General features: G+C 73.7%; 20 protein-coding genes and 2 pseudogenes. 12 read left to right on the top strand and 10 right to left on the bottom strand.

Going from position 1 to position 24,302, the window contains the following annotated elements:
• From B5D80_RS25675 to B5D80_RS25655, 5 genes are all read left to right on the top strand, one after another.
• Positions 1 to 1,158: an STM4014 family protein gene (locus B5D80_RS25675; protein ID WP_144081757.1), complete on the top strand. Its 1,158-nt coding sequence runs from the start codon at positions 1 to 3 to the stop codon at positions 1,156 to 1,158.
• Complete coding sequence (locus B5D80_RS25670) at positions 1,146 to 1,949, top strand: STM4013/SEN3800 family hydrolase (RefSeq protein ID WP_088646528.1); 804 nt, start codon at positions 1,146 to 1,148, stop codon at positions 1,947 to 1,949. The genes B5D80_RS25675 and B5D80_RS25670 overlap by 13 nt, the downstream gene beginning before the upstream one ends.
• Positions 1,946 to 3,271 carry an STM4012 family radical SAM protein gene (locus tag B5D80_RS25665; protein WP_245854980.1) on the top strand — a complete coding sequence of 442 codons (1,326 nt, stop codon included), beginning with the start codon at positions 1,946 to 1,948 and terminating at the stop codon, positions 3,269 to 3,271. Before B5D80_RS25670 ends, B5D80_RS25665 begins: the two co-directional genes overlap by 4 nt.
• Entirely contained in the window at positions 3,268 to 4,284 is a 1,017-nt protein-coding gene (locus B5D80_RS25660) for an STM4011 family radical SAM protein (RefSeq protein ID WP_245854979.1), read from the top strand. Before B5D80_RS25665 ends, B5D80_RS25660 begins: the two co-directional genes overlap by 4 nt.
• A 125-nt stretch (positions 4,285 to 4,409) precedes the next feature.
• Positions 4,410 to 7,373, top strand: a complete 2,964-nt coding sequence (locus tag B5D80_RS25655) for a COR domain-containing protein (protein ID WP_088646515.1) — start codon at positions 4,410 to 4,412, stop codon at positions 7,371 to 7,373.
• Between the two features lie 13 nt (positions 7,374 to 7,386).
• Here B5D80_RS25655 and B5D80_RS25650 read toward each other — a convergent pair whose 3' ends face one another.
• From B5D80_RS25650 to B5D80_RS25620, 7 genes are all read right to left on the bottom strand, one after another.
• The gene (locus B5D80_RS25650; RefSeq protein WP_088646514.1) at positions 7,387 to 8,880 is read right to left on the bottom strand and encodes an MFS transporter; all 1,494 of its coding nucleotides are present in this window, start codon (positions 8,878 to 8,880) and stop codon (positions 7,387 to 7,389) included.
• Entirely contained in the window at positions 8,877 to 10,661 is a 1,785-nt protein-coding gene (locus B5D80_RS25645; RefSeq protein WP_088646513.1) for an IucA/IucC family protein, read from the bottom strand. Before B5D80_RS25645 ends, B5D80_RS25650 begins: the two co-directional genes overlap by 4 nt.
• Entirely contained in the window at positions 10,658 to 11,233 is a 576-nt protein-coding gene (locus tag B5D80_RS25640; protein WP_169733106.1) for a GNAT family N-acetyltransferase, read from the bottom strand. Before B5D80_RS25640 ends, B5D80_RS25645 begins: the two co-directional genes overlap by 4 nt.
• Positions 11,230 to 12,522: a lysine N(6)-hydroxylase/L-ornithine N(5)-oxygenase family protein gene (locus B5D80_RS25635; RefSeq protein WP_088646512.1), complete on the bottom strand. Its 1,293-nt coding sequence runs from the start codon at positions 12,520 to 12,522 to the stop codon at positions 11,230 to 11,232. Before B5D80_RS25635 ends, B5D80_RS25640 begins: the two co-directional genes overlap by 4 nt.
• Positions 12,523 to 12,568: 46 nt before the next feature.
• Positions 12,569 to 14,098, bottom strand: coding sequence for a pyridoxal phosphate-dependent decarboxylase family protein (locus B5D80_RS25630; protein ID WP_088646511.1), 1,530 nt, complete (start codon positions 14,096 to 14,098; stop codon positions 12,569 to 12,571).
• A 145-nt stretch (positions 14,099 to 14,243) separates the two neighbouring features.
• The gene (locus tag B5D80_RS25625; protein ID WP_088646510.1) at positions 14,244 to 15,485 is read right to left on the bottom strand and encodes an MFS transporter; all 1,242 of its coding nucleotides are present in this window, start codon (positions 15,483 to 15,485) and stop codon (positions 14,244 to 14,246) included.
• Complete coding sequence (locus B5D80_RS25620; protein WP_088646509.1) at positions 15,482 to 16,192, bottom strand: siderophore-interacting protein; 711 nt, start codon at positions 16,190 to 16,192, stop codon at positions 15,482 to 15,484. The genes B5D80_RS25625 and B5D80_RS25620 overlap by 4 nt, the downstream gene beginning before the upstream one ends.
• A gap of 106 nt (positions 16,193 to 16,298) precedes the next feature.
• Between B5D80_RS25620 and B5D80_RS25615 the strand changes: the two are divergent.
• Together B5D80_RS25615 and B5D80_RS34540 are read left to right on the top strand one after the other, a co-directional pair.
• Positions 16,299 to 18,317, top strand: a pseudogene (locus B5D80_RS25615) (penicillin acylase family protein); the annotation flags it as partial.
• 36 nt (positions 18,318 to 18,353) lie between these two features.
• Positions 18,354 to 18,914 carry a GNAT family N-acetyltransferase gene (locus tag B5D80_RS34540; RefSeq protein ID WP_245854982.1) on the top strand — a complete coding sequence of 187 codons (561 nt, stop codon included), beginning with the start codon at positions 18,354 to 18,356 and terminating at the stop codon, positions 18,912 to 18,914.
• Positions 18,915 to 18,940: 26 nt separating this feature from the next.
• On the opposite strand, the gene B5D80_RS25610 is transcribed toward B5D80_RS34540, so the two are convergent.
• On the bottom strand, positions 18,941 to 19,645 hold the full coding sequence (locus B5D80_RS25610) for a hypothetical protein (protein WP_088646507.1): 705 nt from the start codon (positions 19,643 to 19,645) through the stop codon (positions 18,941 to 18,943).
• 117 nt (positions 19,646 to 19,762) lie between these two features.
• Here B5D80_RS25610 and B5D80_RS25605 point away from each other — a divergent pair, with 117 nt between their 5' ends.
• Positions 19,763 to 19,990 carry a hypothetical protein gene (locus B5D80_RS25605; RefSeq protein WP_088646506.1) on the top strand — a complete coding sequence of 76 codons (228 nt, stop codon included), beginning with the start codon at positions 19,763 to 19,765 and terminating at the stop codon, positions 19,988 to 19,990.
• Positions 19,991 to 20,030: 40 nt separating this feature from the next.
• Here the strand turns inward: B5D80_RS25605 and B5D80_RS25600 are convergent, their stop codons facing one another.
• Positions 20,031 to 20,528, bottom strand: coding sequence for a DinB family protein (locus B5D80_RS25600; RefSeq protein WP_088646525.1), 498 nt, complete (start codon positions 20,526 to 20,528; stop codon positions 20,031 to 20,033).
• 185 nt (positions 20,529 to 20,713) lie between these two features.
• Here B5D80_RS25600 and B5D80_RS25595 point away from each other — a divergent pair, with 185 nt between their 5' ends.
• A complete protein-coding gene (locus B5D80_RS25595) occupies positions 20,714 to 21,412 on the top strand; it encodes a GyrI-like domain-containing protein (protein ID WP_088646505.1) in 699 nt (232 codons plus the stop codon).
• Here the strand turns inward: B5D80_RS25595 and B5D80_RS25590 are convergent.
• Entirely contained in the window at positions 21,397 to 21,744 is a 348-nt protein-coding gene (locus B5D80_RS25590; RefSeq protein WP_088646504.1) for a hypothetical protein, read from the bottom strand. The two genes, B5D80_RS25595 and B5D80_RS25590, sit on opposite strands and share 16 nt — an antisense overlap.
• 370 nt (positions 21,745 to 22,114) lie before the next feature.
• Here B5D80_RS25590 and B5D80_RS25585 point away from each other — a divergent pair, with 370 nt between their 5' ends.
• From B5D80_RS25585 to B5D80_RS35005, 3 genes and pseudogenes are all read left to right on the top strand, one after another.
• On the top strand, positions 22,115 to 22,582 hold the full coding sequence (locus B5D80_RS25585; protein ID WP_088646524.1) for a hypothetical protein: 468 nt from the start codon (positions 22,115 to 22,117) through the stop codon (positions 22,580 to 22,582).
• Positions 22,582 to 23,979, top strand: coding sequence for a hypothetical protein (locus B5D80_RS25580; RefSeq protein WP_088646503.1), 1,398 nt, complete (start codon positions 22,582 to 22,584; stop codon positions 23,977 to 23,979). Before B5D80_RS25585 ends, B5D80_RS25580 begins: the two co-directional genes overlap by 1 nt.
• Positions 23,976 to 24,263, top strand: a pseudogene (locus tag B5D80_RS35005) (hypothetical protein); the annotation flags it as partial. The gene B5D80_RS25580 and the pseudogene B5D80_RS35005, both read left to right, overlap by 4 nt.
• Between the last annotated feature and the right edge of the window lie 39 nt (positions 24,264 to 24,302).

The following is a 24,302-nucleotide window of genomic DNA, read 5'->3' as shown; positions in this document are numbered from 1 at the left end:
ATGCGACTGACCGTGGTGGGCAACCCCGACAACCGGCGGGTCGCGCTGTTCCGGCGGGCCGTACGCGCGGCGGGGTTGCCCGACCCGGCGGTGCTGCCCTGGGCACGGGTGCTCACCGGGGCGGCCCCGCCGGACGCCGACGCCCTGGTCCGGGTCGACTCCCCCGGCGAGGACGCGGAGGTCGACCGGCTGCTGCGCGGCGCGGCCACCCCCGCCCGGCACGGGGAGCTGATCGGCCTCGCCGCCACGTACGCCGGGCTGGTGGCCGGGACGGGTCGGGTGGCCGCCGGGGGCGCGACGCTACTCAACCACCCCGACGACGTGGCGGCGCTGTGCGACAAGCGCCGCTGCCACGCGCTGCTGTCGGCCGCCGGGGTTCCGGTGCCGGCGGCGCTGCCGCCGGTCGAGGGCTATCCGCAGTTGCGGGCGGCGATGGCGGCGGCCGGCTGGCCACGGGTGTTCGTCAAGCCGGCACACGGGTCGTCGGCGGCCGGGGTGATCGCGCTCGCGGTCGGGCCGCGCCGGGTGCAGGCGGTCACCCCGATCGAGATCACCCCCGACGGGCTGTTCAACTCGCTGCGGCTGCGCCGCTACGACGACGAGGCGACCGTCGCCGCCCTGGTCGACCGGCTCGCCCCGGAGGGCCTGCACGTGGAACAGTGGCTACCCAAGGCCGGGCTGGCCGACCGGGTGGTCGACCTGCGGGTGGTGGTGGTCGCCGGCCGGCCCACCCACGCCGTGGTCCGGGCGGCCCGGGGTCCGCTGACCAACCTGCACCTGGGCAACGCGCGCGGCGACCTGGCCGCGCTACGGGCGGCGGCCGGCCCGGAGTCCTGGGCGGCGGCGATGGAGACCTGCGAACGGGCGGCGGCGTGCTTCCCCCGGTCGCTGCACGTCGGGGTCGACCTGATGTTCCTGGTGGGCTGGCGACGGCACGCGGTGGCCGAGGTCAACGCGTTCGGCGACCTGCTGCCCGGGGTGCTGACCGACGGCCGGGACACCTACGCCGAGCAGGTGCACGCGCTGACCAGCGGCCGGTGGGACCGGTGGCGGGCGACCGCGCCGGTGGCCGGCGACGGCTCGGCGGCGGCCGGACACGGCACGGCGGCCGACGGGGCGGCGACGACCCGACGGGAGGAGGCCGGATGCGCACGCTGATCGGCAGTCACGACATCTGCCTGGTCACCCTCGACACGCTGCGCTTCGACGTGGCCGCCGAACTGGCCGGGGCCGGGCGGACACCCCGACTGGCCCGGGTGCTGCCGGGCGGGCGGTGGGAACGACGGCATTCCCCCGCCAGCTTCACCTACGCCGCACACCACGCCTTCTTCGCCGGTTTCCTGCCCACCCCGGTCGGACCGGGCCGGCACGAGCGGCTGTACGCGGCGGCGTTCCCGGGCAGCGAGACCGCCGGGGACGACACCTGGGTCTTCGACGCCCCCGACCTGCCGACCGCGCTGGCCGGGGCCGGCTACCACACGCTCTGCCTGGGCGGGGTGGGCTTCTTCAACCGGCGCAGCCCGCTCGGGTCGGTGCTGCCCGACCTGTTCGCCGAGGCGCACTGGGAACCGGAGTTCGGGGTCACCTCCCCCACATGCCTGGACGCGCAGCTCGACCGGCTGGCCGAGGTGCTGCCCGGCCAGCCCACCGACCGGCCGGTGTTCACCTTCCTCAACGTCGCCGCCCTGCACCAACCCAACCGGCACCACCTGCCCGGCGCGGCGCACGACAGCCGGGACAGCCACGCCGCCGCCCTGGAGTACGTCGACTCCCGGGTCGACCGGCTGTTCGCCCTGCTCACCGGGCGCGGAAGGCCGGTGTTCACGATCGTCTGTTCCGACCACGGCACCGCGTACGGCGAGGACGGGCACACCGGCCACCGGATCGGCCACGACGTGGTGTGGACCGTCCCGTACGCCCACTTCGTCCTGCGACCGGGGGAATGGTGACCAGCACCGACACGGGCCTCGACGGCTCGCCGTACCAGCAGTACCTCTACGCGTACCCGCACAAGACCTCCTACCGGGCGCTGCGGCCCCGGCCGCTACTGGCCGACGTGTGGCGGGCCGAGGCCCGCGACGCGCTCTTCCTCTACGTGCACCTGCCGTTCTGCGAGATGCGCTGCGGCTTCTGCAACCTGTTCACCCGGGCCAACGCCCCGCAGGAACAGGTCACCGCCTACCTGCGGCAACTGCGCCGGCAGTCCGAACGGGTCGCCGACGCGCTCGGCGACGACGCCGGGTACGCCCGGGTGGCGCTGGGCGGGGGCACCCCCACCTACCTGACCGCCGACGAACTGGCCGACCTGTTCGACATCGTCACCGGCACCTCCGGGGCGCGGCTGCCGGGCGTACCGCTGGCGGTGGAGACCTCGCCGGCCACCGCGACGCCGGACCGGCTGGCGGTGCTCTCGGCGCACGGGGTGCACCGGGTGAGCATCGGCGTGCAGAGCTTCCTCGACGTCGAGGCGCGGGCCGCCGGCCGGCCGCAGCGCCGCGCGGAGGTCGAGGCGGCGCTCGGCGCGATCCGGGCCGCGGCGGTCCCCGTGCTCAACATCGACCTGATCTACGGCATCGACGGGCAGACGGCGGCGACCTGGCGGCAGAGCCTGGACGCGGCGCTGGCCTGGCGGCCGGAGGAGCTGTACCTGTACCCGCTCTACGTGCGGCCGTTGACCGGGCTGGGTCGGCGGGCACACGGCCGGGCCGACTGGGACGCCCACCGGCTGGCCCTCTACGAGCAGGCGGTGGAGGTCCTCGGCGCGGCCGGCTACCGGCAGGAGTCGATGCGGCAGTTCCGCCGTGCCGACGTGCCCACCCCGGACGGGCCGGACTACTGCTGCCAGGACGACGGCATGGTCGGGCTCGGCTGCGGGGCGCGCTCCTACACCACCGCGCTGCACTACTCGTTCGACTACGCGGTCTCGGTGTCGCAGGTCCGGATGGTGCTGGACGACTACCTCGCCCGCCCCGCCGACGACTTCCGGCACGCCGAGTTCGGCTTCGCCCTCGACGGCACCGAGCAGCGCCGCCGGTGGCTGCTCAAGTCGCTGCTGCGCGCCGAGGGGGTCGACCCGGCCGCCTACGCCGCCCGGTTCGGACGGCCGCCGGGCGAGGACTTCCCCGAGCTGGGACGGTTGGCCGACCGGGGCTGGGCGGACGCCGACGGGCTGCGGCTCACCCCGGCCGGGCTGGCCCGCTCCGACGCGATCGGCCCGTGGTTGACCTCCGCCCGGGTGCGGCAGGCGATGACCGGGTACGTGCCCCGGTGACCGCCCGGCCGCCGCACGCCGTCCCGCCCCGCACGGCGCTGCCGCTGCACCCCGTCACGCCCCGGGCGGCACAGCCGGGCGGTTCCGGTGTGGGGCCCGCCGACGTCGGGGCGGAGCTGGCGGTGCTCTACCGGGGGCCGCTGGCGAGCTGCAACTACGACTGCCCCTACTGCCCGTTCGCCAAGCGGGTCGACCCGCCGGAGCTGCTGCGCGCCGACCGGGCCGCGCTGGAGCGGTTCACCGGCTGGGTGACGGCCACCACCGACCGGCGGCTGTCGGTGCTGTTCACCCCGTGGGGCGAGGGACTGACCCGCAGTTGGTACCGCGACGCCATGGTGACGCTGTCGCACCTGCCGCACGTCGACCGGGTGGTCATCCAGACCAACCTGGCGGCCCGGGTGGACTGGCTGGCCGACGCCGACCTTGCGACGGCGGCACTGTGGACGACGTACCACCCGGGGCAGGTCACCCGGGACCGGTTCCTCGCCCGCTGCGCCCGCCTGTCCGAGCTGGGCGTGCGCTACTCGGTGGGGGTGGTCGGCCTGCCCGAGCACCTGGCCGAGGCGCGGGCGCTGCGCGCCGCCCTGCCCGGCGAGGTGTACCTGTGGGTCAACGCCGCCGACGGGCACCGGTACACCGCCGATCAGGAGGCGGCCTGGACGGCGCTTGACCCGTTGTTCGGCTGGAGCGTCCGCCCGCACCCGTCGCTCGACCGGCCCTGCCACGCCGGCGAGACCGCGATCTCCGTCGCGGGTGACGGCACGGTACGCCGCTGCCACTTCCGCCCCACACCGATCGGCAACCTCTACGACGGGTCGTGGCGGGCCGCCCTGAAGCCCCGGGCGTGCGACGCCGCCCTCTGCGACTGCCACATCGGGTACGTCCACCTCAAGCCGCTCGGGTTGCGCGACGTGTTCGCCGGTGGGGTGTTGGAGCGTGTTCCCGCAGCCTGGCCGGCGGTCACCCCGCCGTCGGTCCGGACGGCCCCGCCGGTCCCCTCCCCCGGCCGGTAGGAGCCGGACGTCGGCTGGCACGTCCTCAGTACGATCGTCGATCTGCCGTCCCCGGCACGTTCGGCGTGGGGCGGGCGGCACGACCGCACCACCACCGTCCGTCACCGTCATCAGGGGACCGCTGGATGTCGACGTCCGTGCTCGACCGGATCAGTGAAGCCGACCGGACGAAAAGCACCGTCCTGTCGTTGGCCGGGACGCGGGAGACCGAACTCCCCGCGACGGTCGGCACCCTGCGCCGGCTGCGGACCCTCGACCTGCGACACAGCCAGATACGCACGCTGCCGCCGGCCATCGGAGCGCTGAGCAGGCTGGAGGTGATCGACGCCAACGGCGGGGCGCTGACCGGGTTGCCGGCGGAGATCGGTCGGCTGCACCGGCTACGCGAGTTGGACCTGGGTGGTTGCCCGGTGCGGGAGATCCCCCGCCAGTTGTGGGAGTGCGCCGCCCTGCGCCGCCTGCGGCTCGACGGCGACTACCAGCAGCTACCCCCGGGCATCGGGCAGCTCCGTCACCTGGAGTGGCTCTACATCGAACCGACCTGCCGGCTCGTCTGGCTGCCGCGCGGCTTCTCGGCGCTGCCGTCGTTGCAGGAGCTGGCCCTGGCACCGGCCCCCGACGGCACGCTCGCCGGGGCGGTGTTCCGGCTGCCCCGGCTGCTCCGGCTGACCGTGCTCGGTGACGGCCCGGTACGGCTGCCCCCGGAGACGGGCCAGTTGAGCCGGCTACGCGAACTCGATCTCGGTGACGCCGTCGTCACCGACCTGCCGACCGAGCTGGCGGACCTGCCCGACCTGATCACCCTGCGGGCGCGGGCGGACCGGCTGGCCGAACCGCTGGGTGAGCTGTACCGGCGTGGTCTGCCAGCGCTGCTGTCCTACCTGCGTGACGAGGGCCGGGACGGGGTGCCGCTGCACGAGATCAAGGTGCTGCTCGTCGGCGAGGGCGAGGTGGGCAAGAGTTCGCTGGTCGGCGCGTTGCACCGGCATCCGTTCCTGGTGGGCCGGCCGACCACCCACGGGATCGAGCTGAGCAGGCTCGCCCTGCCCCACCCGGAGACCCCGGAGGTGGACATCACCCTGCGGATGTGGGACTTCGGCGGCCAGGAGGTCTACCGGATCACCCACCAGTTCTTCTTCTCCCGCCGGTCGCTGTACCTGCTGGTGTGGAAACCCCGGCAGGGTCAGGACGAGAACGCGATCGAGTTCTGGCTGCGGCTGATCCGGTTGCGCATCGGCCGGGACGCCCGGGTCCTGATCGTGGCAACCCACGGCGACGAGCGGCAACCCGAGATCGACCTGCCCCACCTGCGGGCGAAGTTCGCCCCATCGCTGCTCGGCCAGTGGGTGGTGGACAACGCCTCCGGCCGGGGCGTGACGCAGATCGAGGCGGAACTGGTCCGGCAGGCGGCCCGGTTCCCACAGATGGGGCGGCGGCTGAGCAAGCGGTGGGTGGCCGTGCGCGACGCCCTGGCCACCTTCACCGAACCACAGATCCCGTACGCCACCTACCACGCGCTGTGCGTGCAGCACCAGCTCGACGCCGATGCCGAACGGACGCTCATCGAACTGCTGCACGATCTGGGCACCGTCGTGCACTTCTCCGGGGACGACGGACTGCGCGACATCATCGTCCTGCAACCGGAGTGGTTGACCCGGGCGATCGGCTACGTCCTGGAGGACAGCCGGACGCGCGCCGACGGCGGGGTGCTCGACCATGCCCGGCTGCGCGACATCTGGCAGTCGCCGGCGCCGGGCCGGGAGCGGTACCCGACCGCCTACCATCCGTACTTCCTGCGGCTGATGGAGAAGTTCGACGTCTCCTACCGGCTGCCCGAGAACGACCGCAGCCTCGTCGCCCAGTTGGTCCCCTATCAGAAGCCGGAGGTGCCCTGGCAGGAGACGCCGCTGCGGATGCCCCGGGTCAACACGGTCAGCCTGATCTGTGAACTGTCCGACGAGGCCCCCGGGTTGATCTCCTGGCTCACCGTCCGCAACTACCGGTTCTCCACCGGCCTGCACTGGCGTCGTGGGGTGTTCCTGCGGCACCGGGCGTACCACCTCGATGCGTTGATCCAGCTCGACGATGACAGGCGGCTGTCCCTGGTGGTCAAGGGAGGTGCCCCGGTCTACTTCTTCAGCATCCTGCGCGACGCCATCGAGGACCTGCTGCGCAGCCGGTGGCCCGGCCTGGCCTACCGCCTGCTGGTGCCCTGCGTCAACACGCTTGCCGACGGGCCGTGCCGGGGCACGTTCCCGCTGGTCGCGCTCGACGGATTCCTCCGGGAGAACCGGACGGTGGTGGCCTGCCACACCTGTCTTCAGGACATCGACCTGTGGCTGCTGCTGACCGGTTTCCCCCCGGAGCAGGGTCCCGCCTTCGCCGCGTTGGCCCGCCAGGAGCGACGGATCGCCGAGATCGAACGGAGCATCTCGGCGGTGCACGCCACCGTCGGCCATCTGGAGGAAATCGCCAGCGACACCGCGCTGCTGCTGCACGGCATCCGCCGGATGCTGGCCGTCGAGGTGGCCGACTGCCCGGCGCTGGTCAGCATCTGCGAGGTCCCCAGGTCGCGGTACAACCCGGCCCGACTGGTGACGCACCAGTTCCAGCTCAGCCTCTGGTGCGAGTTCCCCGACCAGCAGCACCGGTGTACGCATCCCGGTTACCCGTTCACCCGGTCCCGGGACTGGTTCCTGCGGGCCGGGCCGTACCTGGAGCGGCTGGCGATGGTGTTGCGGCTGATCCCGCTCACCGGCGCGGTCACCGGCCTGCTCGGTGTGCTCGAACCGGCCCGCGCCGCCGAGATGGCCCGGCTCAAGGCGGAGATCGACCTGATGGGCGCGGCGACGAACCTGCTACCGGGCGACCGCGACACACCACCGCGACCGGCGGTGCCCGGCTCCCCGGACGCTGCCTTCCGCGGCGACGAGGTGGCCGGTTTCCGGGCCGTCCGCGAGTTGCTGTTCGCGCTGGACCCGGCGCGGGATTTCGCCGGCCTGCGGCGGGTGGTGGCGGAGTCGGGCGACTACCTCTGGGTCTGCCCGGAGCACTACCTGCACTACGACCCGGGGCTGCCTGAGCTGTGAGCGGCCCGGCCGGTCAGCGGGTGCGCTCGGCGCGGCGCAGCAGCCCGGCGGCGAGCAGCCCGCCGGCCAGGACCGCCACCGCTCCGGCGGTCTGCCCGGTGACCAGTGCCGACGAGAAGGCGTCGGTGACCCGGCCCCGTTCGGTCTCGCCTGCGGCGGCGGCCAGCGCGGCCGGGTACGACCCGGCCCCGGCCACCGCGACCGGCGCGAGCGCGGCGAACCGGGCGTTGAGCACCGCGCCGAGGACGGCGATGCCGAGGCTGCCCCCCACCTCGGCCATGGTGCCGTCGATCCCGGCGCCGACGCCGGCCTTGGCCGGGGGGATGGAACTCATCACCGCCTCGACGATGGCCGGGTTGGCCAGGGCGCAGCCGAAGCCCATCACCAGCAGCCCGGTAAGCAGCACGGCGTAGCCGTCGGAGCGGACGTGGGTGACCAGGGTGAGACCGGCGGAGAGCAGCACCATGCCCAGCGCGATGGCCCCGGGCACCCCGAGCCGGCGGATCAGCCCGGTGGCGACCCCGCCGAGGTTGAGCAGCACGATGGACAGCGCGAACGGCACCATCCGCAGTCCCGCCTCCCAGGCCGGGTAGCCCCGGACGAACTGGAGATCCTGGGTGAGCAGGAACAGCGCGCCGGTGGAGCCGAAGGTGATCAGGACGACCCCGGTGACCGCGCCGACGAACCGGCGGTCGGTGAAGAAGTGCATGTCCAGCATGGGGGCGGCGGTCCGCCGTTCCCACACCACGAACGCGGCCAGCAGGAGCACGCCGACGCCGGCCGCGCCGAGCACCGGCGGTGCGGTCCAGCCGCGTTCGGGGCCGTCGATGATGGCCCAGACCACGCCGGTGAGGCCGGCGGTGGACAGCAGCACCCCGCCGAGGTCGGGCCGTCCGCCGACCGGATCCCGGGACTCCGGCACCAGCACCCGGGCGGCCGCCAGGCAGACCAGCACGATGGGCACGTTGACCAGGAAGATCGCCCCCCAGGGCAGGTGGGCGAGGATGATCCCGCCGATCGGCGGGCCGGCGGCGTAGCCGAGGGCGCTGGTGGCCGCCCAGATGCCGATCGCCCGGGACCGTTCGGCCCCGTCGAAGACCTGCATGGCGACGGCGAGGGTGGCGGTGACCAGCAGCGCCCCGCCGACGCCCATGCCGGCGCGGGCGGCGATCAACTGGTCGCCGGAGCGGGCCAGCCCGGCGGCCAGCGAGCCGACGCCGAACAGCACCAGGCCGGCGACGAGCATCCGGCGGCGGCCGTACCGGTCGGCGGCGCTGCCGGCGGTGAGCAGCAGCCCGCACTGCACCAGCGCATACGCGTTGATCATCCACTGGATGTCGGTGGTGCTCGCGTCCAGTTCGGTGGTGAGCACCGGCACCGCCACGGTGAGCACGGTGTTGTCCAGCACCACGGTGAGCTGGGCGAGGCAGAGCACCGCCAGGATCAGCCAGCGCGACCGCAGCGGGGCCGCCGGGCCGGGTGGCGCGGCGGACAGCGCGGTGCTCATCGGGGCGGGGCGTAGCGGGCGAGCGGATTGGTCAGGGTGCCGGCGAACTGGAGCGCCGCCGACGGGTCGGCGAGGTCGACCATCTGCTGGTTGTTGCGCAGTTGCAGCCGGTTGAGGCAGGACAGGGTGAACTCCTCGGCGAACAGGTCGTGCCGGCGCAGCCGGTCGGCCAGGTGCGGCACCCGGGCGGCGTAGTCGGTCGCGCAGTCGGCGACGGTACGCCAGAAGTCGTCCTCGTCGAGCACCCCGGCCCCGGCCAGCACGGCGTTGAGGTGGCGGAAGAAGCAGTCGAAGACGTCGGTGAAGATGGTCAGCAACTGCTCGTCGTCGGGGATGGCGGCGCGGACCCGGCGCACCAGCGGCGGCAGGTCGGCGTCGGGGTCCATCACCACGATCTCCTCGGCGATGTCCTTGAAGATGACCCGCTCCACCGCGCCCTCGTGCAGCACCAGGATGACGTTCTCGCCGTGCGGCATGAAGGCCAGCCGGTGCGCGTAGAAGCTGTGCAGCAGCGGCACCAGGTAGGCGTCGAGGTAGCGGCGCAGCCACTGACGCGCGGGCAGGCCGGACTCGGCGACCAGGGCGGCGGCCAGCGACCGTCCGTCGCGGTCGGTGTGCAGCAGGGCGGCCATGGTGGACAGCCGCCGGCCGGGGGCCAGGCCGGGCACCGGGCTCTCCCGCCACAGCGCCGCCAGCATCTTGCGGTACGGCGAGTAGCGGTCGGTGGCCGCCTCGTACTGCGGGTGGCGGTAGCCGACCGCGGCCCGCTCGCGCAGGATCGTCAGCCCGGTGCCGGCGAGCACCGGGTCGCCGGTGACCAGGTCGACGAGCCAGTCGTTGATCGCCGGGGTGGCCTCCATGTAGGCCGCCGACAGGCCGCGCAGGAAGCCCATGTTCAGCACGGACAGCGCGGTCTTGACGTAGTGCCGGCGCGGCTCGGTGACGTTGAAGAAGGTCCGGATGGACTGCTGCGGCAGGTACTCGTCGGGGGCTTCGCCGAGGCAGACCAGCCGTCGGCGGGCGACCTCACCGGCGAAGGTGACGGCGAGCCGGTTCCACCACTGCCACGGGTGCACCGGGATGAGCAGGTAGTCGTCGGGGTCGACGCCGGCGTCGGTGAGGGTGGCGGTGAACCGGGCCAGGGTGTCCGGGCCGAGTTCGGTGTGCAGCAGGGTGGCGTAGTCGAGGTCGGTGGCGCTGCTGAAGGTGGCGTGGTCGCGGTGCGCGGCGACCCAGACCAGCCGCACCGGCCGCCCGGCCTCCGGGGCGTACGCGTGGTATTCACCGATGCCGAAGCCGATCCGGCCGTTGTTGGCCACGAAGCACGGGTGTCCCTCGGTCATCCCGGTCTCGATGGGCTGGAAGTCGGCGCGGGCCAGCTCGTCGGCGTCCACCGCCGGCCGGGTCAGCTTGAACGCCGTGCCGGCCAGGGTGGAGGTGATCTCCTCCAGGTAGACGGGGAGCACCTGGTCGCTCAGGCCGAGCGCGCCGCGCAGTTCGAGGCAGAGGTCGACGGCGTCGAGTGGCAGGTCCTCGTCGCCGCGTCGCCGGCTGATGCTCTCCGGGTCGACCTGCCAGTGGTCGAGGGTGAACCGGCGGGCGGTGAAGCGGTACTCGACCGTGCCGTCGTCGCAGCGGACGGCCCACCGGTCGTCGCCGGTGGGGGCGGGCTCGATCAGGCGTTCGTGGGCGAACTCGGCCAGCGCCTTGGCGACCAGCAGCCGGTTGGCGTGGGCCCAGGTGGCGGGGGTCAGGTGGGCCACGGATGCGGCGGGGTTCACGCGGGCACGTCTCCTCGGGTGGCGGCCAGGAACTGGTCGCGGGTGCAGACGCTGAGCAGGGCGTCCTTCTCCGGTTTGCGGATCGGTCCGACGACGGTGAAGCCGACGGCGGCGTTGAGGGCGTGCACGGCGGTGTTGCGCACGTCGGGTTCGACGACCACCCGTCGGGTGGCCGGGTCGGCGAACAGCCAGTCCAGGACGGTGGTGATGACGGCCAGGGTGAAGCCGTGCGCCGGCCGGTCGGTGGGGGCGCAGAGGAAGTGCATGCCGACGTCACCGGGCTGCGCGGGGTAGAGGCCGACCAACTCGATCCGGGCCGGGTCGTAGCGTTCGGCGAGGAACGTCGGCTCACCCCGCCACAGCCCGAGGTACGCGTCGTGGTGCGGGTGGTCGGCGATCCCCCGGTACTCCCGGGCGACCCGGTCGACGTCGGCGTCCTGCATCAGCCAGAACGCCGACTTCGGGTGGGTCACCCAGCGGTGCAGCAGCCCCGCGTCGCCCTCCGGGTCGAGCGTACGCAGCGCGAACTCGCCGAGGGCCGGGTCGTGGCGGCGGTGCACGACGGGGGTCACCGGACGCCTCCGGTCGGGACGCCGAACTCCTGGAAGGCGATCCGCTGCTCGATCGGGTAGTACTCGCGTCCGGTCAGTTCCCGGATGATCCAGGAGTTGCGGTACGGGCCCATGCCCAGGTCGGGTGAGGTGATGCTGTGGGTGTGGGTGCCGGCGTTCTGCAGGAACACCCCCCGGCCGGTGTGGTCGATGCTGTAGTTGCGGGCCACGTCGAAGCGGCCGTGGGCGTCGAAGCGCAGCCGGTCGCGGATCGGGTCGAGGAACTCGGGCACCCGGTAGTGGTAGCCGGTCGCCAGCACCAGCCCCTCGGTGTCGAGGGTGAGGTCCCGCTCCTGCTCGACGTTGCGCAACCCGAGGGTGTACGTCCCGGTCGCCTCGTCGTAGCGGGCCTCGGTCAGCTCGGTGTTGGTCAGCAGCCGGGTCGGCACCGGGCCGTGCACCCGGTGGGCGTAGAGCAGGTCGAAGATGTCGTTGATCAGGTCGGCGTTGATCCCCTTGAACAGGCTCTTCTGGGCGCCTTCCAGCCGGTAGCGGGTGGCCTCGGGCAGCGCGTGGAAGTAGTCCACGTAGTCCGGGGAGGTCATCTCCAGGGTGAGCTTGGTGTATTCGAGGGGGAAGAAGCGCGGCGACCGGGTGACCCAGTTGAGCTGGTAGCCGTGGGTGCCGAGGTCGGTGAGCAGGTCGTGGTAGATCTCGGCGGCGCTCTGTCCACTGCCGACGACAGTGATGCTGCGCTTGGCGCGCAGTGCCGCCCGATGCTCCCGGTAGCGGGAGTTGTGGATGACGTCGCCGCCGAGGCCCCGGCAGGCGTCCGGGACGTACGGCGGGGTGCCGGTGCCCAGCACCAGGTGCCGGGCCCGGTGGGTGACCCGTTCGCCGGCCACCTGGGCGTGCACCACGTACCGCTCGTCGGCGGGGTCGTAGGAGATGCCGGTGACCTGGTGGCCGAAGCGGACCGAGGGCAGCTTCGCCGCCGCCCAGCGGCAGTAGTCGTTGTACTCGTGGCGCAGCGGGAAGAAGCTCTCCCGGATGTAGAACGGGTAGAGCCGGCCGACCTCCTTGAGGTAGTTGAGGAAGGAGTACGGCGAGGTCGGGTCGGCCAGGGTGACCAGGTCGGCGATGAACGGCGTCTGCAACCGGGTGGACTCCAGCAGCATGCCGGGGTGCCAGTCGAACTCGTCGCGGGCTTCGAGGAACAGGCCGTCGAGGTCGTCGAGCGGCGCGGTCAGACAGGCCAGCCCGAGGTTGTACGGGCCCAGCCCGACGGCGATGAAGTCGTGGGTCGACACAGGGGTTTTCTCCAGGGCGGGGTGGTCAGCCGACGGGGCTGTGCAGCTAAGCGGTGGCCCGGGTGCGGGCGTACCAGCCGGCGTGTTCGGCGATCAGGTCGAGCACGTGGGCGATGTCGTCCAGGGTGGTCTCGGGGTTGAGCAGGGTGAGCTTGAGGTGGTGTGCGCCGTCGACCTTGGTGCCGGCGACCAGCGCCGCGCCGGAGGCGGCCAGTGCCTCCCGGGCGTACAGGTTGGCGTCGTCCACGACGTCGCGGCCGGCGCCCGGCGGCAGGTAGCGGAACACCACGGTGCTCAACTGCGAGCGGGTGACCACCTCGAAGCGTGGGTCGTCGGCGAGCAGCCGAAAGGCGGCGGCGGCGAGGTCGACCACCTCGTCGAAGAGGCTGCCGATGGCCTCGGGGCCCATGATCCGCAGAGTGAGCCAGAGCTTGAGGGCGTCGAACCGGCGGGTGGTCTGCAGACTCTTGTCGACCTGGTTGGGGATCCGCCGCTCGGCCATCCGGGCCGGGTTGAGGTAGTCGGCGTGCCAGGTGGCGTGCCGCAGCACGCGCCGGTCGCGGACGACCAGGGCACTGGAGCTGACCGGCTGGAAGAACGACTTGTGGTAGTCGACGGTGACCGAGTCGGCCCGTTCGATGCCGGCCAGCAGGTGCCGTCGGGTGGGCGAGACCAGCAACCCGCAGCCGTACGCGGCGTCGACGTGCAGCCAGACCCCGGCGGCGGTGCAGATCTCGGCGATCCGGTCCAGCGGGTCGATGGTGCCGAAGTCGGTGGTGCCGGCGGTGGCGACCACGGCCAGCACGGTCTGGCCGTCGCGGCGGCACCGGTCGAGGGTCTCGGCCAGTTCGTCGGTGCGCATCCGCCGACCGGCGTCGGTGGCGATGGTGAGCACCGCGTCGGCGCCGAGGCCGAGCAGCTTGGCGGCCTTCTGGACGCTGAAGTGCCCGGCGGTGGAGGTGATGATCCGCAGCCGGGACAGCACCTCGGGCCGGCTGGGCCGGTCGGTGCCGCCGCCGACGATCCGGGCGTACGCCTCCTCCCTGGCCAGCAGCAGCGCCTGGAGGTTGGACTGGGTGCCGCCGCTGGTGAAGACGCCGTCGGCGGCCGGGCCGAAGCCGATCCGCCCGGCGGTCCAGTCGACCAGCCGGCGTTCGATCAGGGTGCCACCGGCGCTCTGGTCCCAGGTGTCCAGGGAGGAGTTGACCGCGCTGAGCACCGCCTCGCCGAGCAGGGCGGGGATGACCACCGGGCAGTTGAGGTGGGCCAGGTAGCGGGGGTGGTGGAAGTAGACGGCGTCGCGCAGGTAGACGTCGTGCAGTTCGTCGAGGGCGGCGGTGGTGTCGCCGAGCGGTCGGTCCAGGTCGATGCCGGCGACCCGGGGGGCCAGCTCGTCGGGGGTGATGCCGGTGCCGGGCCGGTCGACGCCGGCCACCCGGGACGCGACCCGGTCGATGCCCTCGGTGACGGCCCGGCGGTAGTCCTCGACGGTGCCGGCGGTGAACAGGTGGGCGCGGGGTGGGGTGGGACGCGTCCCGGTCACGGGGGCCTCGATTGTGGATCCGGGCAGGCTCATGGGCAGTCCTCGACGGTCGGTGACGGGGGCGCGGGCGGGACGGTAGGCGGGTCAGGTCGCCCCGGCGGCCCAGTTGATCTCGCTGAGTTAGGTTACCCTAACCTAACTACTTGTCAATGCCGACACCCCGCCACCACCGACCGCCTCAGCCGACCGGGGTGACGTGCGCGACCGCCGGCTCGGGCCGGATCGCGCCGGCCCGGAACCGGCGCTGGTGCCCCAACCCGACCAGGACGCCGACGGCGACCAGCACGACCGAGGCGAGCGCCACGGCGGGATAGCCGACCCGGTCGGCGGCGGCCAGCCCGACCGAGGCGGCCAGGAACGAACAGATCAGCCCGAACGACGACAGCACGGTGAAGTCGGTGCCCCCGGTGCCCGGCCGCGAATAGTCCATGTTGACCACGTAGAGCACGACGTTCGCCACCGTGTACGCGGCCATGAAGCAGCACAGCGCGGCCACCGTCGCCCCCAGTGGCGCCCGCCCGTTGAGCAACGGCAGCAGCAGCACCGTGGAGACCGCGAGGGCCGCTCCCCCGACGACGAGCAGCCGCGCCCGGCCGAACCGGTCCACCCCGACCCCGGCGAGCAGACCGGCGACGATCGCCGGGGCGCTGATCACCACACCGGTGACCACGCCGATGCGGGCCAGCGACCAGCCGGCGTCGACCAACGCGGGGGTGACCAGGGCGTAGGCCGCCCCGGCTCCGGTGTAGAGCAGCGGCACCACGCCGAAGGTCCACCAGCGGCAACCGGGCTGCCCGAACACCGACAGCAGCGCCCGGTACGCCTGCCCGGCACCTGCCACCCGGGCGACCCGGTCCGGTTCCCGCAGCCGCCACACCACCAGCAGGCCGACGGCGGTCAACGCGGCCAGCAGACCGACCGCCGGCAGCCAGCCGAACCGGTCGTAGACCAGCACGCACGCGCCGCCGCCGAGCAGGTTGCCCAAATAGCTCGCGGCGACCTGGATGCCGTTGCCGGCGCCCCGCGTCCCCTCCGACAGCACCCGGACGGCGACCGCGTCGACCGCGATGTCCTGGGTGGCGGAGAGGAAGACGTAGGCGGCGCAGATCGCCACCACCGGGCCGAGCTGCCGGGTCGGGTCGGCGAACGGCAGCAGCGCCAGCAGGGTCAGCACCAGACCCGCCTGCAACGGCAGCAGCCAGGACCGGTAGTGCCCGTGCCGGCGGGAGCCGTACCTGTCGATCAGCGGGGCCCAGAGGAACTTCAGCGGCCAGACCAGGCCGACGAACTGGAGCAGGGCCAGGGTGTCCAGCGAGGTGCCGCCGTCGCGCAGGATGGCGGTCAACCCAACGGTGATGAACCCGATGCCGAGATACTGCGTGACGTAGAGCGTGGTGAGCGTGCCGAGGCGTCCGGTCACCGCGCGCTCCAGTAACCCAACGCGGTGAGCTGCTGCTTGCCGACGCCGAGGGTGCGCCGCACGTGCCGGGTGAGCGCGCGGGTGCTGCCCGCCTCGCAGGCCAGCCAGTAGTGGGCGTCCGGCGCGGCCGGCAGCTCCGCCCGGACGGTGTCGACGAGTTGCTGCCCGTCCTGCCCGCGCGGCACCCAGGTGACCCGGTGCTGCTCCGCTGCGCGCGGGGTGAGCGCCTGCTCCCCGGGGTGGGCGTACTCCAGCCAGACCGTGGCGGGGATGTCGGCGGCGGCGTCGAGCAGGCTGTTCACCGCCGGCAGCGAGGCGGCGTCACCGACCAGGTAGAGGTGGGCGGGGGCCGGGTCGGGCAGGGCGAAGGCGCTGCCCTGGAGGGTGGCCGCGATGGTGTCACCGACCTGCGCGCCGGCCGCCCAGCGGGCCGCGCAGCCGTCGTGCAGGGCGAACTCGAGGCTGAACCGGCCGGCCGCCGGGTCCGGGTCGACCAGGGTGTACGCCCGCTGGTGCGGGCGGCCGGCGTCGTCGAACCAGAGCCGGATCCACATGGTGGGGTGCACCTTGGCCGCCGCCAGCAGCCCGCCGTCGTCCATCAGCAGACGCCGGTAGTGCTCGCCGACCGGCTCGGTGCCGCGCACGGTCAGCCGGAAGTCCCGGCCGCCCATGGCCTTGAGCACCAGGGCCTCCCAGTTCCGTTTCACACGCCCTCCAGGTAAGGTCCGCCTAAGTTAGGCGAGGGTAACTTACCTGGGGAGTCCTGTGGAGAGTGGGACCGGCACCGGACCGGGCCGTCGTCCGGCCACCGGCGTGCACCGCGACCGGTGGGGCGTACCGCACCTGTGGGCCGACACCGTCGACGAGCTGGCCCGATGGCAGGGCCGGGTGGCCGCCACCGACCGGGCCTGGCAGCTCGAGGTCGAACGGTGGCGGGCCGAGGGCCGGCTCGCCGCCCACGTCGGCCCGTCCGAACGGGACTGGGACCGGTTCGCCCGGCGGGCCCGCCTCGACGACACCGCCCGGCGCTGCTTCGACCGGCTCACCCCGGCCACCCGGCGCTGGGTCACCGCGTACGCCGACGGGGTCAACGACGCGTTGCCGGCCGGCGCGGCGGCGGCCCCGGAGTTCGCCGCCACCGGCAGCACGCCCGGCCGGTGGCGACCCTGGTCGCCGCTGGGCGTGTTCCTGGTCCAGCACATCCTGTTCGGCACCTTCCCGCAGAAGCTGTGGCACGCCCACGTCGCCGCCACCCTCGGCCCGGACGCCCGCGACCTGTTCGCCGTCGAGGGGCCCGGCGGCTCCGGCAGCAACGCCTGGGCGCTACCGGCCGACCCGCTGACCGGTCGCGGGCCGGTCATCGCCGGCGACCCGCACCGGCTGCTCGAACTGCCCGGCATCTACCAGCAGATCCGGCTCGCCTGCCCCGAGTTCGACGTGGTCGGGCTGGCCTTCCCCGGCGTACCGGGGCTGCCGCACTTCGGGCACGCCGGTGACGTCGCCTGGGCGGTCACCAACGCGATGGCCGACTACCAGGACCTCTACCGCGAACAGCTCCGCCGCGACGGCGACCGGGTGCTGGTCCGCGACGCCGACGGCTGGGTGCCGGCCCACCGGCACGTCGAGCGGATCGAGGTACGCGGCGGCACGACCGAGACCGTCGAGGTGATCGAGACCCCACGCGGGCCGGTGATCGACCACGACCGGCACACCGGCGAGGCGCTCAGCCTGCGCACCCCGACCCGGGTCACCGGGAACCTCGGCTTCGAGGCGCTGCTGCCGCTGCTACGGGCCCGCACCGCCGACGACGTCGCCGACGCGCTGCGCGGCTGGGTCGAACCGGTCAACAGCGTGCTCGTCGCCGACCGGCACGGCACGGTGCTCCGACTCGTCGCCGGCCTGGTGCCGCAGCGCGACGACAGGTGCCGACGGGAACCGGTGCCGGGCTGGGAGCCCCGCTACCGGTGGCACGGCGACTACGCCACGGCCAAGCCCGTCGAGGTCCGCGAGCCGGTGGTCTGCGCCAACGACCGGCGCGACGACACCGCCGCCCTCGGCGTCGACTTCGCCCCGCCGCACCGGGCCCGCCGCATCCGTGACCTGCTCGCCGACGGCGTCGCCGCCCCCGACGTCCACCTGGACACCCGGCGCGGGTCGACGGTCCTGCGGGACCTGCTCGCCCGGCTCGACGCGGCCCCGCTGAGCGCCCCGGCGCGGCGGCTACGGGACCGGCTGACCGGATGGGACGGTCGGATGGACGCCGACAGCGTCGACGCCGGGACGTTCGCCGCCTGGCGGGCCGCGCTGGTCCACCGGTTGGCCGCGCACCCCGCGCTGGGGCCGCTGCACTCCCCCGGCGGCTTCGACCCCCTCTTCGCGCCGTGGACCGACCCGCTGGCCCGCATCGGGCACGCCGTGGAGGGGGTGGTCGCCGGGCTGCCGCGCCTCGGCGGCGAGGTCGAACCGCTCGCCGTCGCCGCCCTGGAGGACGTCGCCGCCGACGAGCCGGCCGGGACCTGGGGGCGGCGGCACCTGCTGCACCCGCTGCACCTCGGGGTGTCCGACGCGGTCACCGAACGGGTCGCCGTGATGCGGGCGGCCACCGCGCTCGGCGGTGACACCGACTGCGTGCTGGCCACCTCCAGCGTCCCCGGCGTCTCCGACGCGTGCTGGCGCGGACCGGTCGCCCGCTACGTGTGGGACCTCACCGACCGGGCGGCGAGCCGCTGGATCGTCCCCTTCGGCGTCTCCGGCCGCCCCGACGACCCGCACTTCGCCGACCAGTTGCCGCTGTGGGCCACCGGTGGGCTGATCCCCGTCGGCACCGACTGGCACACCCTGACCCCCGCACCCCGAGACGAGGACCCCGTGACCTACCAGGAGCAGATCCCCGGCTTCGGTGAGCTGACCCTCACCGTGGTCGACCCGGCCGCCCACGCCACGCTGCTGCACGGCTGGGTGACCGAGCCCCGCGCGACGTTCTGGGGCATGGGATCGTACACCGTCGAGGAGGTACGCGAGGTCTACACGTTCGTCGACGGCCTGAGCACCCACCACGCGTACCTGATCGGGTTGGACGGCACCCCGGTGGGCCTGTTCCAGACCTACCAGCCGGAGGCCGACCCGGTCGGGGAACGCTACCGGGTACGCCCCGGCGACATCGGCATGCACCTGCTGCTCGCCCCGGGCCGCCGGCCCCCGCGCGGGCTCACCGACGCGGTCGGCCCGGCGCTGGCCCGGTTCCTGTTCCGCGACCCCACCCGGCTGCGGATCGTGGTCGAGCCCGACGTGCGCAACCGGTTCGCGCTGCGCCGGCTGGAACGCGAGGGGTTCACCTTCGCCGACGAGATCGACATGCCCGACAAGCGCGCGCAGTTGGCGTTCCTCACCCGGGAGCGGTTCGAGGCGGACCACCCCGTCCCCGCCTGAGCCGCCGGCCCGACGCTCTCGGGTGCTCAGTGCGGCGGCGTGTCGGCCCGGGTGCGGACGACCTGTGACCATGCGGGCACCGGCAGGCGGGCGGTGGAATTGATGACGAGTTGGTGCCGGTCGCCGAGCTGGTCGTCGGCCTGGATCCTGATCTCGAACGGATCGCACCGCACGAGCCCGTCGACGGTGAACGAGCCGAGCCGGTATCCCTCCGTGAGCTTGGGTTGCGGCGGCAGGGGCGCCCGACCCAACCAGAAGAAGTCCGCGTCGACCGGTCGCACGCCCCGCGCGGCCAACTCCTCCTGGAAGGTCTGGTACGGCAGCCAGGGTCCGTCACCGAACCGGTAGTCGACCCGGGTGACACCCGCGAACCCCGGGCCGGTGTTCGACAGGTGCAACTCCCAGCGGCCACCGTCGGTGCCGTGCGGTGTCCACGAATAGCCGAAGCGTGGTTGGTTGGCGCGGGCGAACTGCGCCCGGGTCAACATCAGGCCGGCGAGGGCAGCCCCGACGGCGACAGTGGTCTGCAGGTCGACCAGCGAGAACCGCAACGGCCATTCGGTGGTCGCCGCGACATCGACGTTGCGACGGACGGCTTCCCAGACGAAGTTCACCCCCAGCAGCCCGAGCACGACCGCAGGAAGCACGGTGAACAGGCGTGATCGCCGCACCGTGTGCCAGTGCGGCACCCCACCCGGCGCGCGGGTACCCGTGAAGTCACCGGTAGTCACCGTTCGACCGTAGTCGAGGGTGGCAACGCGGCTCACGTACGCCCGCCGCCGACGGACGGCGGAGCGGCGCGGCGTAATCGGGTCGCGGCCCGACCCGCCGGCCGGGACGATGTGGCGATGTCCGGCACACCCGAGGGGTTCACCTACCGCCTACGCAAGAACGGTGACGTGGAACTACTGCACCACGGCCGTCTCGCCACCGTGCTGCGGGGCGTCGCCGCGGCCCGGTTCCTGACCGACGTGGACAGCGACGACCCGCAGGAGCTGATGGCCCGCCTCACCGGCAACTACCGGCACGGCAACGAACGAACCGCCAAACGGCACCCTCGCAACCGGGTCCGCTGACCCTCCGCACGCACCCGTCCCGGACCGGGGCCGTGGACCGTCAACCGTCGACGATCTGCTCGCGGAGGATGTCGGCGTGCCCGCAGTGCTGGGCGAGTTCGCGGAGCACGTGCAGATACACCCACCGCAGCGGGACCGGTCCCATCCGGTGCCCGGACAGGACGTCGTCCAGGCCCAGCGTCGCGGTCGCCCGGCGGGATGCCGCGCAGGCCGCCCGGTACGTGTGCCGCACGCCGGCGATTGTGTCGCCGTCGTCGAGCACGAACGAATCCTCCGACGCGGCGGGGATGCCCAGTTCGGCGCGCGACCGGCCGGTGACGGCCTCGTCGAACCAGACCCGCTCCACGAAGGTCGCGTGTTTCACCAGGCCCAGCAGCGTGGTCCGGGAGGCCACCAGCGAGCGGCGGGCCTGTTCCTCGGTCAGCCCCTCCAGGCAGCCGTCGAGCGCGGCGCGATGCTCGTCGAGGAACGCCTCGAACTGCGCAGGGAGCGGCTGGGCGACGACGGCTTCGGCGAAGGTCGGCGGAAAGGCGGGCATGCGGGACAGCATCCCAGACTCGCCGGCCGTCGACTGCCCGGGAATCCTCCTGACATAGTGTCGGTCGGACCCGCCCGGGTACGTGGTGCCCGGAGGACCGCCGGAAGGAGGGTCGGGAGCATGACGAGGTGTCCGGTCCGCTCCGGCGACGGGACGACGGGCCACATCCCGGGCGGCGTCGACCGATGCCGGTGACGGACCGCGCCGACGGGAAGGTCGACTTCCGGCGGTCCCTGGACGCCTACCGGGCGCACAAGGGGCGGTTCCGGCTGGTCGACGTGCCCGACATGCAGTACCTGATGATCGACGGCCGGGGCGACCCCAACAGCGCACCGGCCTTCACCGGGGCGGTCGAGGCGCTCTATCCGGTGGCCTACCGGTTGAAGTTCGCCAGCAGGCGGGAACTCGGGCGGGACTACGTCGTCCCGCCGCTGGAGGGACTGTGGTGGGCCGAGGACATGGCGTCCTTCACCACGGTGCGGGACAAGTCGCGGTGGTGCTGGACGCTGATGCTCATGGTCCCCGACTGGATCGGGCCGGGCATGGTCGCCGCCGCCGTCGCGCAGGCCGGGGCGAAGCGGCCACCCGGACGGCTGGACGACGTCCGCCTGGAGCGGCTGACCGAGGGGCGGTGCGTGCAGACCCTGCACGTCGGTTCCTTCGACGACGAGGCCGCCGTGCTCGCCCGTCTGCATCACGAGTTCGTCCCCGCCCACCGGCTCCGCCTGACCGGCACCCACCACGAGATCTACCTGAGCGACTTCCGCAGGGTCGCCCCCGACCGGAGGCGCACCATCCTGCGCCAGCCGGTCGTCGCCGACACCCGGCCCGTCGGGGATCGTCGCGGGGCTGCCGCCGACGACGGCGGTCAACCCGCGCGGTAGCTCAGGTGGTAGCCAGTCGGCCAGCTGTGCAGGTTGTTGAGTTCGGCGGCCGGGCCGGTGCAGTCGGTCGTCCGGTAGCCGGACACGGAGTGGAAGCCCCCGCTCCAGGCGAGCAGCCAGGTCGCGTCGACCGGGACGGGACGGCAGACGCCGTCGGGCGTGGCCTGCCGACCGACCACCTCGGTCGGGTAGCTGGAGTAGAAGACCAGCCCCGTGTCGGGGCTCTGGACGGGCTCGCCGGCGGTCGCGGACGACGCCGGCAGGATCGCGGTGAGCACGACGCCCAGGGCGACGGCGAGACCTGCGACTGATCGGTGGACGGTGGCGCGCATGGCGGTCTCCTTCGGTACGGCTGCGGTCCGTAACCCGGCCCGAGCCACAGAAAGTGACAGGATTCGATATAACAATCCGTCGGGATGAGTGCGGTGTCAAGGAGCCGGGGCGGAGCGGCGGCCTGCCGATGGTGGCGTCGGAACCCCGGAGAGTGACGGAACGGCCGGTCGGTGCGGCCGCTCGGACCGGACCACGGGACGGTATGGCGGGAGGCCGTGGAAGTGTCGTACCCGTGGGCCATGATCTTGTGGTCACGGCGACGCCGGCCCGGCCGGCGCACGCCATCAACCATGGTCGACGCCGGGTTTCCGGCGGGTGGGAGGACGAGCGGTGACGGACGCTGACGAGGCCGCATGGCGGCGGCGGAGCGTGGTGGCGGTGGTGCCGCCGGCCCGGCCCCGCAAGCTGGCCAAGGTGCCCTTCGTCGAGCTGGCCGACGGGCGGTTACAGGGAGTGGTGTCCAGCGGTTCCGACATCGAGCGGGTGTACGTCTCGTCGGTGACCGCCGGTAACCACGCCTACCACTGCAGCACCAACAACAACCGGCCCTGCGGCGGGCTGCGCGGCGCGCCCTGCAAGCACCTGGAGGCCCTCGCCGACGAGGCAGTCCTCCAGTACGGCGTCGACCGGGTCGCCCGCTACCTGCGGGTGGACGCCGGCGACGGCACGCAGACCGGGGTCGAGCTGCTGTCCCGGCTGGACGCCCGGCACGAGCCGACCTCCGCCGCCGTGGTGTTCAGCCGGTTCCTGCGCCACCTGGCCTACCTCGAACTCCCGGCCAGCACCACGGCGCTGCCCGAGCTGCACTGGTTCCCGTCGACCGGGGCAGGTCGCTGATGCTCGGCACGCAGCTGGCGCAGCTGCACGGCGACGATCCCACCGGGCTGGCCGACGCCGACGACGTGGTCGCCGGATTCGACGAGGCCCTGCTGCGGGGCTTCGCCCGGGTCGGCGAGGCGGACGCCCTCGCGCTGACCGCACTGACCGGCGCGGTCGCGGGCACGCCGCTGGGTGAGCGGGTGGCCGAGGCGGTGGGCAAGGTGACCGCCGGTTCCGTCGGTCAGGAGCACCTGGCCGCCCTGGCCGGTGCCCGCGCGGCGCTGCTGGGCGCGACCCACGACGCCCTGACCGCCCGGTTCGACGCCGCCCTCGGGCGGGAACGCGCGGCGTGGACGGCACCCGCCGGTGAGCCCGCCGACGGCTCCCCCGCCCGCGCCGCCGCCCGGTCCTGGCTGCACGAGACGGCGCTGGCCGGATGGCGGGGCATCGACCACGAACTGCTCTCCGCCGTCGGCACACCGGTCGAGGCGGCGCTGGCCGAGCCGGGGGCGCGCCGGCTGGCGGTGCTGCTCGACGGGCTCGCCGCCGAGCTGCGGGCCGGGTTGCCGGTGGCCACCATGGCGCAGCCGCCGGTACGCCGCTGGGCGGACCTGTGGGCCCGTGGCGTGCTGCTGGCCCAGGACGGGCCGGCCACCGACCCGACGGCCGGCGCCACCCCGGTCAGCGGTCGCCTGCTGCCGCTCGGGGTCGACGTCCACGAGCACGAGACCGCCGTCCAGGTGCAGCTGCACGCGATCCTCGAACCGGCCGACGCCGGCCCGCCCCGGTTGGTCCGGGTGACGGTGGGCGCGGCCAAGGTCGCCACGATCGGCGGCCCGGCGGTGTGGCGGCTGCTGTCGGCGTACCCCGTGCTGCTCACCGCGATCGCGCAGCGGCGGGCGCTGACCGTGACCGACCTGCCCGCGTACGGCGGCGACCTGCACTGGGTCGACGAGCGGGCGCAGGCCGGCGAGCCCGCCGACCCGTTCGCCACCGCCCGGGTGCTGCTCGGCACGGCGACGGCGGCGGCCACCGCGCCGCTGGACCGGCACCCGGCGGCGATCGCCGAGCCGGTGCTGCTGGAGGGTTACACCGTGCACGACGGCGGGTCGACCGTCGACCTCGGCGGGCAGCGCCTCGCGGTCGCCCTGGACCGGCTGCCCGCCGGTGGGCCGCTCACCCCGGCGCTGGTCGCCGCCTCGTCGTCCTGCCTGGGCCTGGCCCGTTTCGACGGCGGCCGGTGGCTGGTGCAGCCGCTGGCGGTGCAGGCCACCGTCAAGCGCCGGCCGGTGGAGGCGCACAACGGCGACTGGGCCGACGGGGTGACCGACCCGAAGGTGGCGAAGGCCGAGGCCAGGGCGGGCGACGCCGTGGCCGTGCTGCGCGAACGCGCGGGACGGTTGCTGCGCCGATGAGCGATCCGACCCCCACGACCGGCGCCGTGCCCCCGGGCGGCACCGTGCCCCCGGGCGATGCGGTCACCCCGGGTGACCTCGCTGCCGCCAACCGCCGGCAGGTGCTCTACTGGCGGCTGCTGGGGCGGCTCTTCGATCCCGACGAGCAGCCCACGCTGGAGTCGGCGAGCGTGGCCGTGGTCGACGACCTCGGCCTGCCCGCCGCCCTGCTGGACCCGACCGTGTCGGTGGACACCGTCGTGCAGCGCTTCCCCGCGCTCGCCGACGAACTCCGAGGCCTGCTCGCCCCCGACCCGGCGTACCCGACCGACGACCGGCCCGGC

Source organism: Micromonospora wenchangensis (assembly GCF_002210435.1).
Lineage (GTDB): Bacteria > Actinomycetota > Actinomycetes > Mycobacteriales > Micromonosporaceae > Micromonospora > Micromonospora wenchangensis.
This window is presented reverse-complemented; position numbering and strand designations above follow the sequence as displayed.

Excerpts from the sequence above, each read along its gene's own strand:
- B5D80_RS25675 (WP_144081757.1), top strand. The coding sequence starts at position 1 with ATGCGACTGACCGTGGTGGGCAACCCCGACAACCGGCGGGTCGCGCTG.
- B5D80_RS25670 (WP_088646528.1), top strand. The coding sequence starts at position 1,146 with ATGCGCACGCTGATCGGCAGTCACGACATCTGCCTGGTCACCCTCGAC.
- B5D80_RS25655 (WP_088646515.1), top strand. The coding sequence starts at position 4,410 with ATGTCGACGTCCGTGCTCGACCGGATCAGTGAAGCCGACCGGACGAAA.
- B5D80_RS25650 (WP_088646514.1), bottom strand. The coding sequence starts at position 8,880 with ATGAGCACCGCGCTGTCCGCCGCGCCACCCGGCCCGGCGGCCCCGCTG.
- B5D80_RS25630 (WP_088646511.1), bottom strand. The coding sequence starts at position 14,098 with ATGAGCCTGCCCGGATCCACAATCGAGGCCCCCGTGACCGGGACGCGT.
- B5D80_RS25605 (WP_088646506.1), top strand. The coding sequence starts at position 19,763 with ATGTCCGGCACACCCGAGGGGTTCACCTACCGCCTACGCAAGAACGGT.
- B5D80_RS25600 (WP_088646525.1), bottom strand. The coding sequence starts at position 20,528 with ATGCCCGCCTTTCCGCCGACCTTCGCCGAAGCCGTCGTCGCCCAGCCG.
- B5D80_RS25595 (WP_088646505.1), top strand. The coding sequence starts at position 20,714 with ATGCCGGTGACGGACCGCGCCGACGGGAAGGTCGACTTCCGGCGGTCC.
- B5D80_RS25590 (WP_088646504.1), bottom strand. The coding sequence starts at position 21,744 with ATGCGCGCCACCGTCCACCGATCAGTCGCAGGTCTCGCCGTCGCCCTG.
- B5D80_RS25580 (WP_088646503.1), top strand. The coding sequence starts at position 22,582 with ATGCTCGGCACGCAGCTGGCGCAGCTGCACGGCGACGATCCCACCGGG.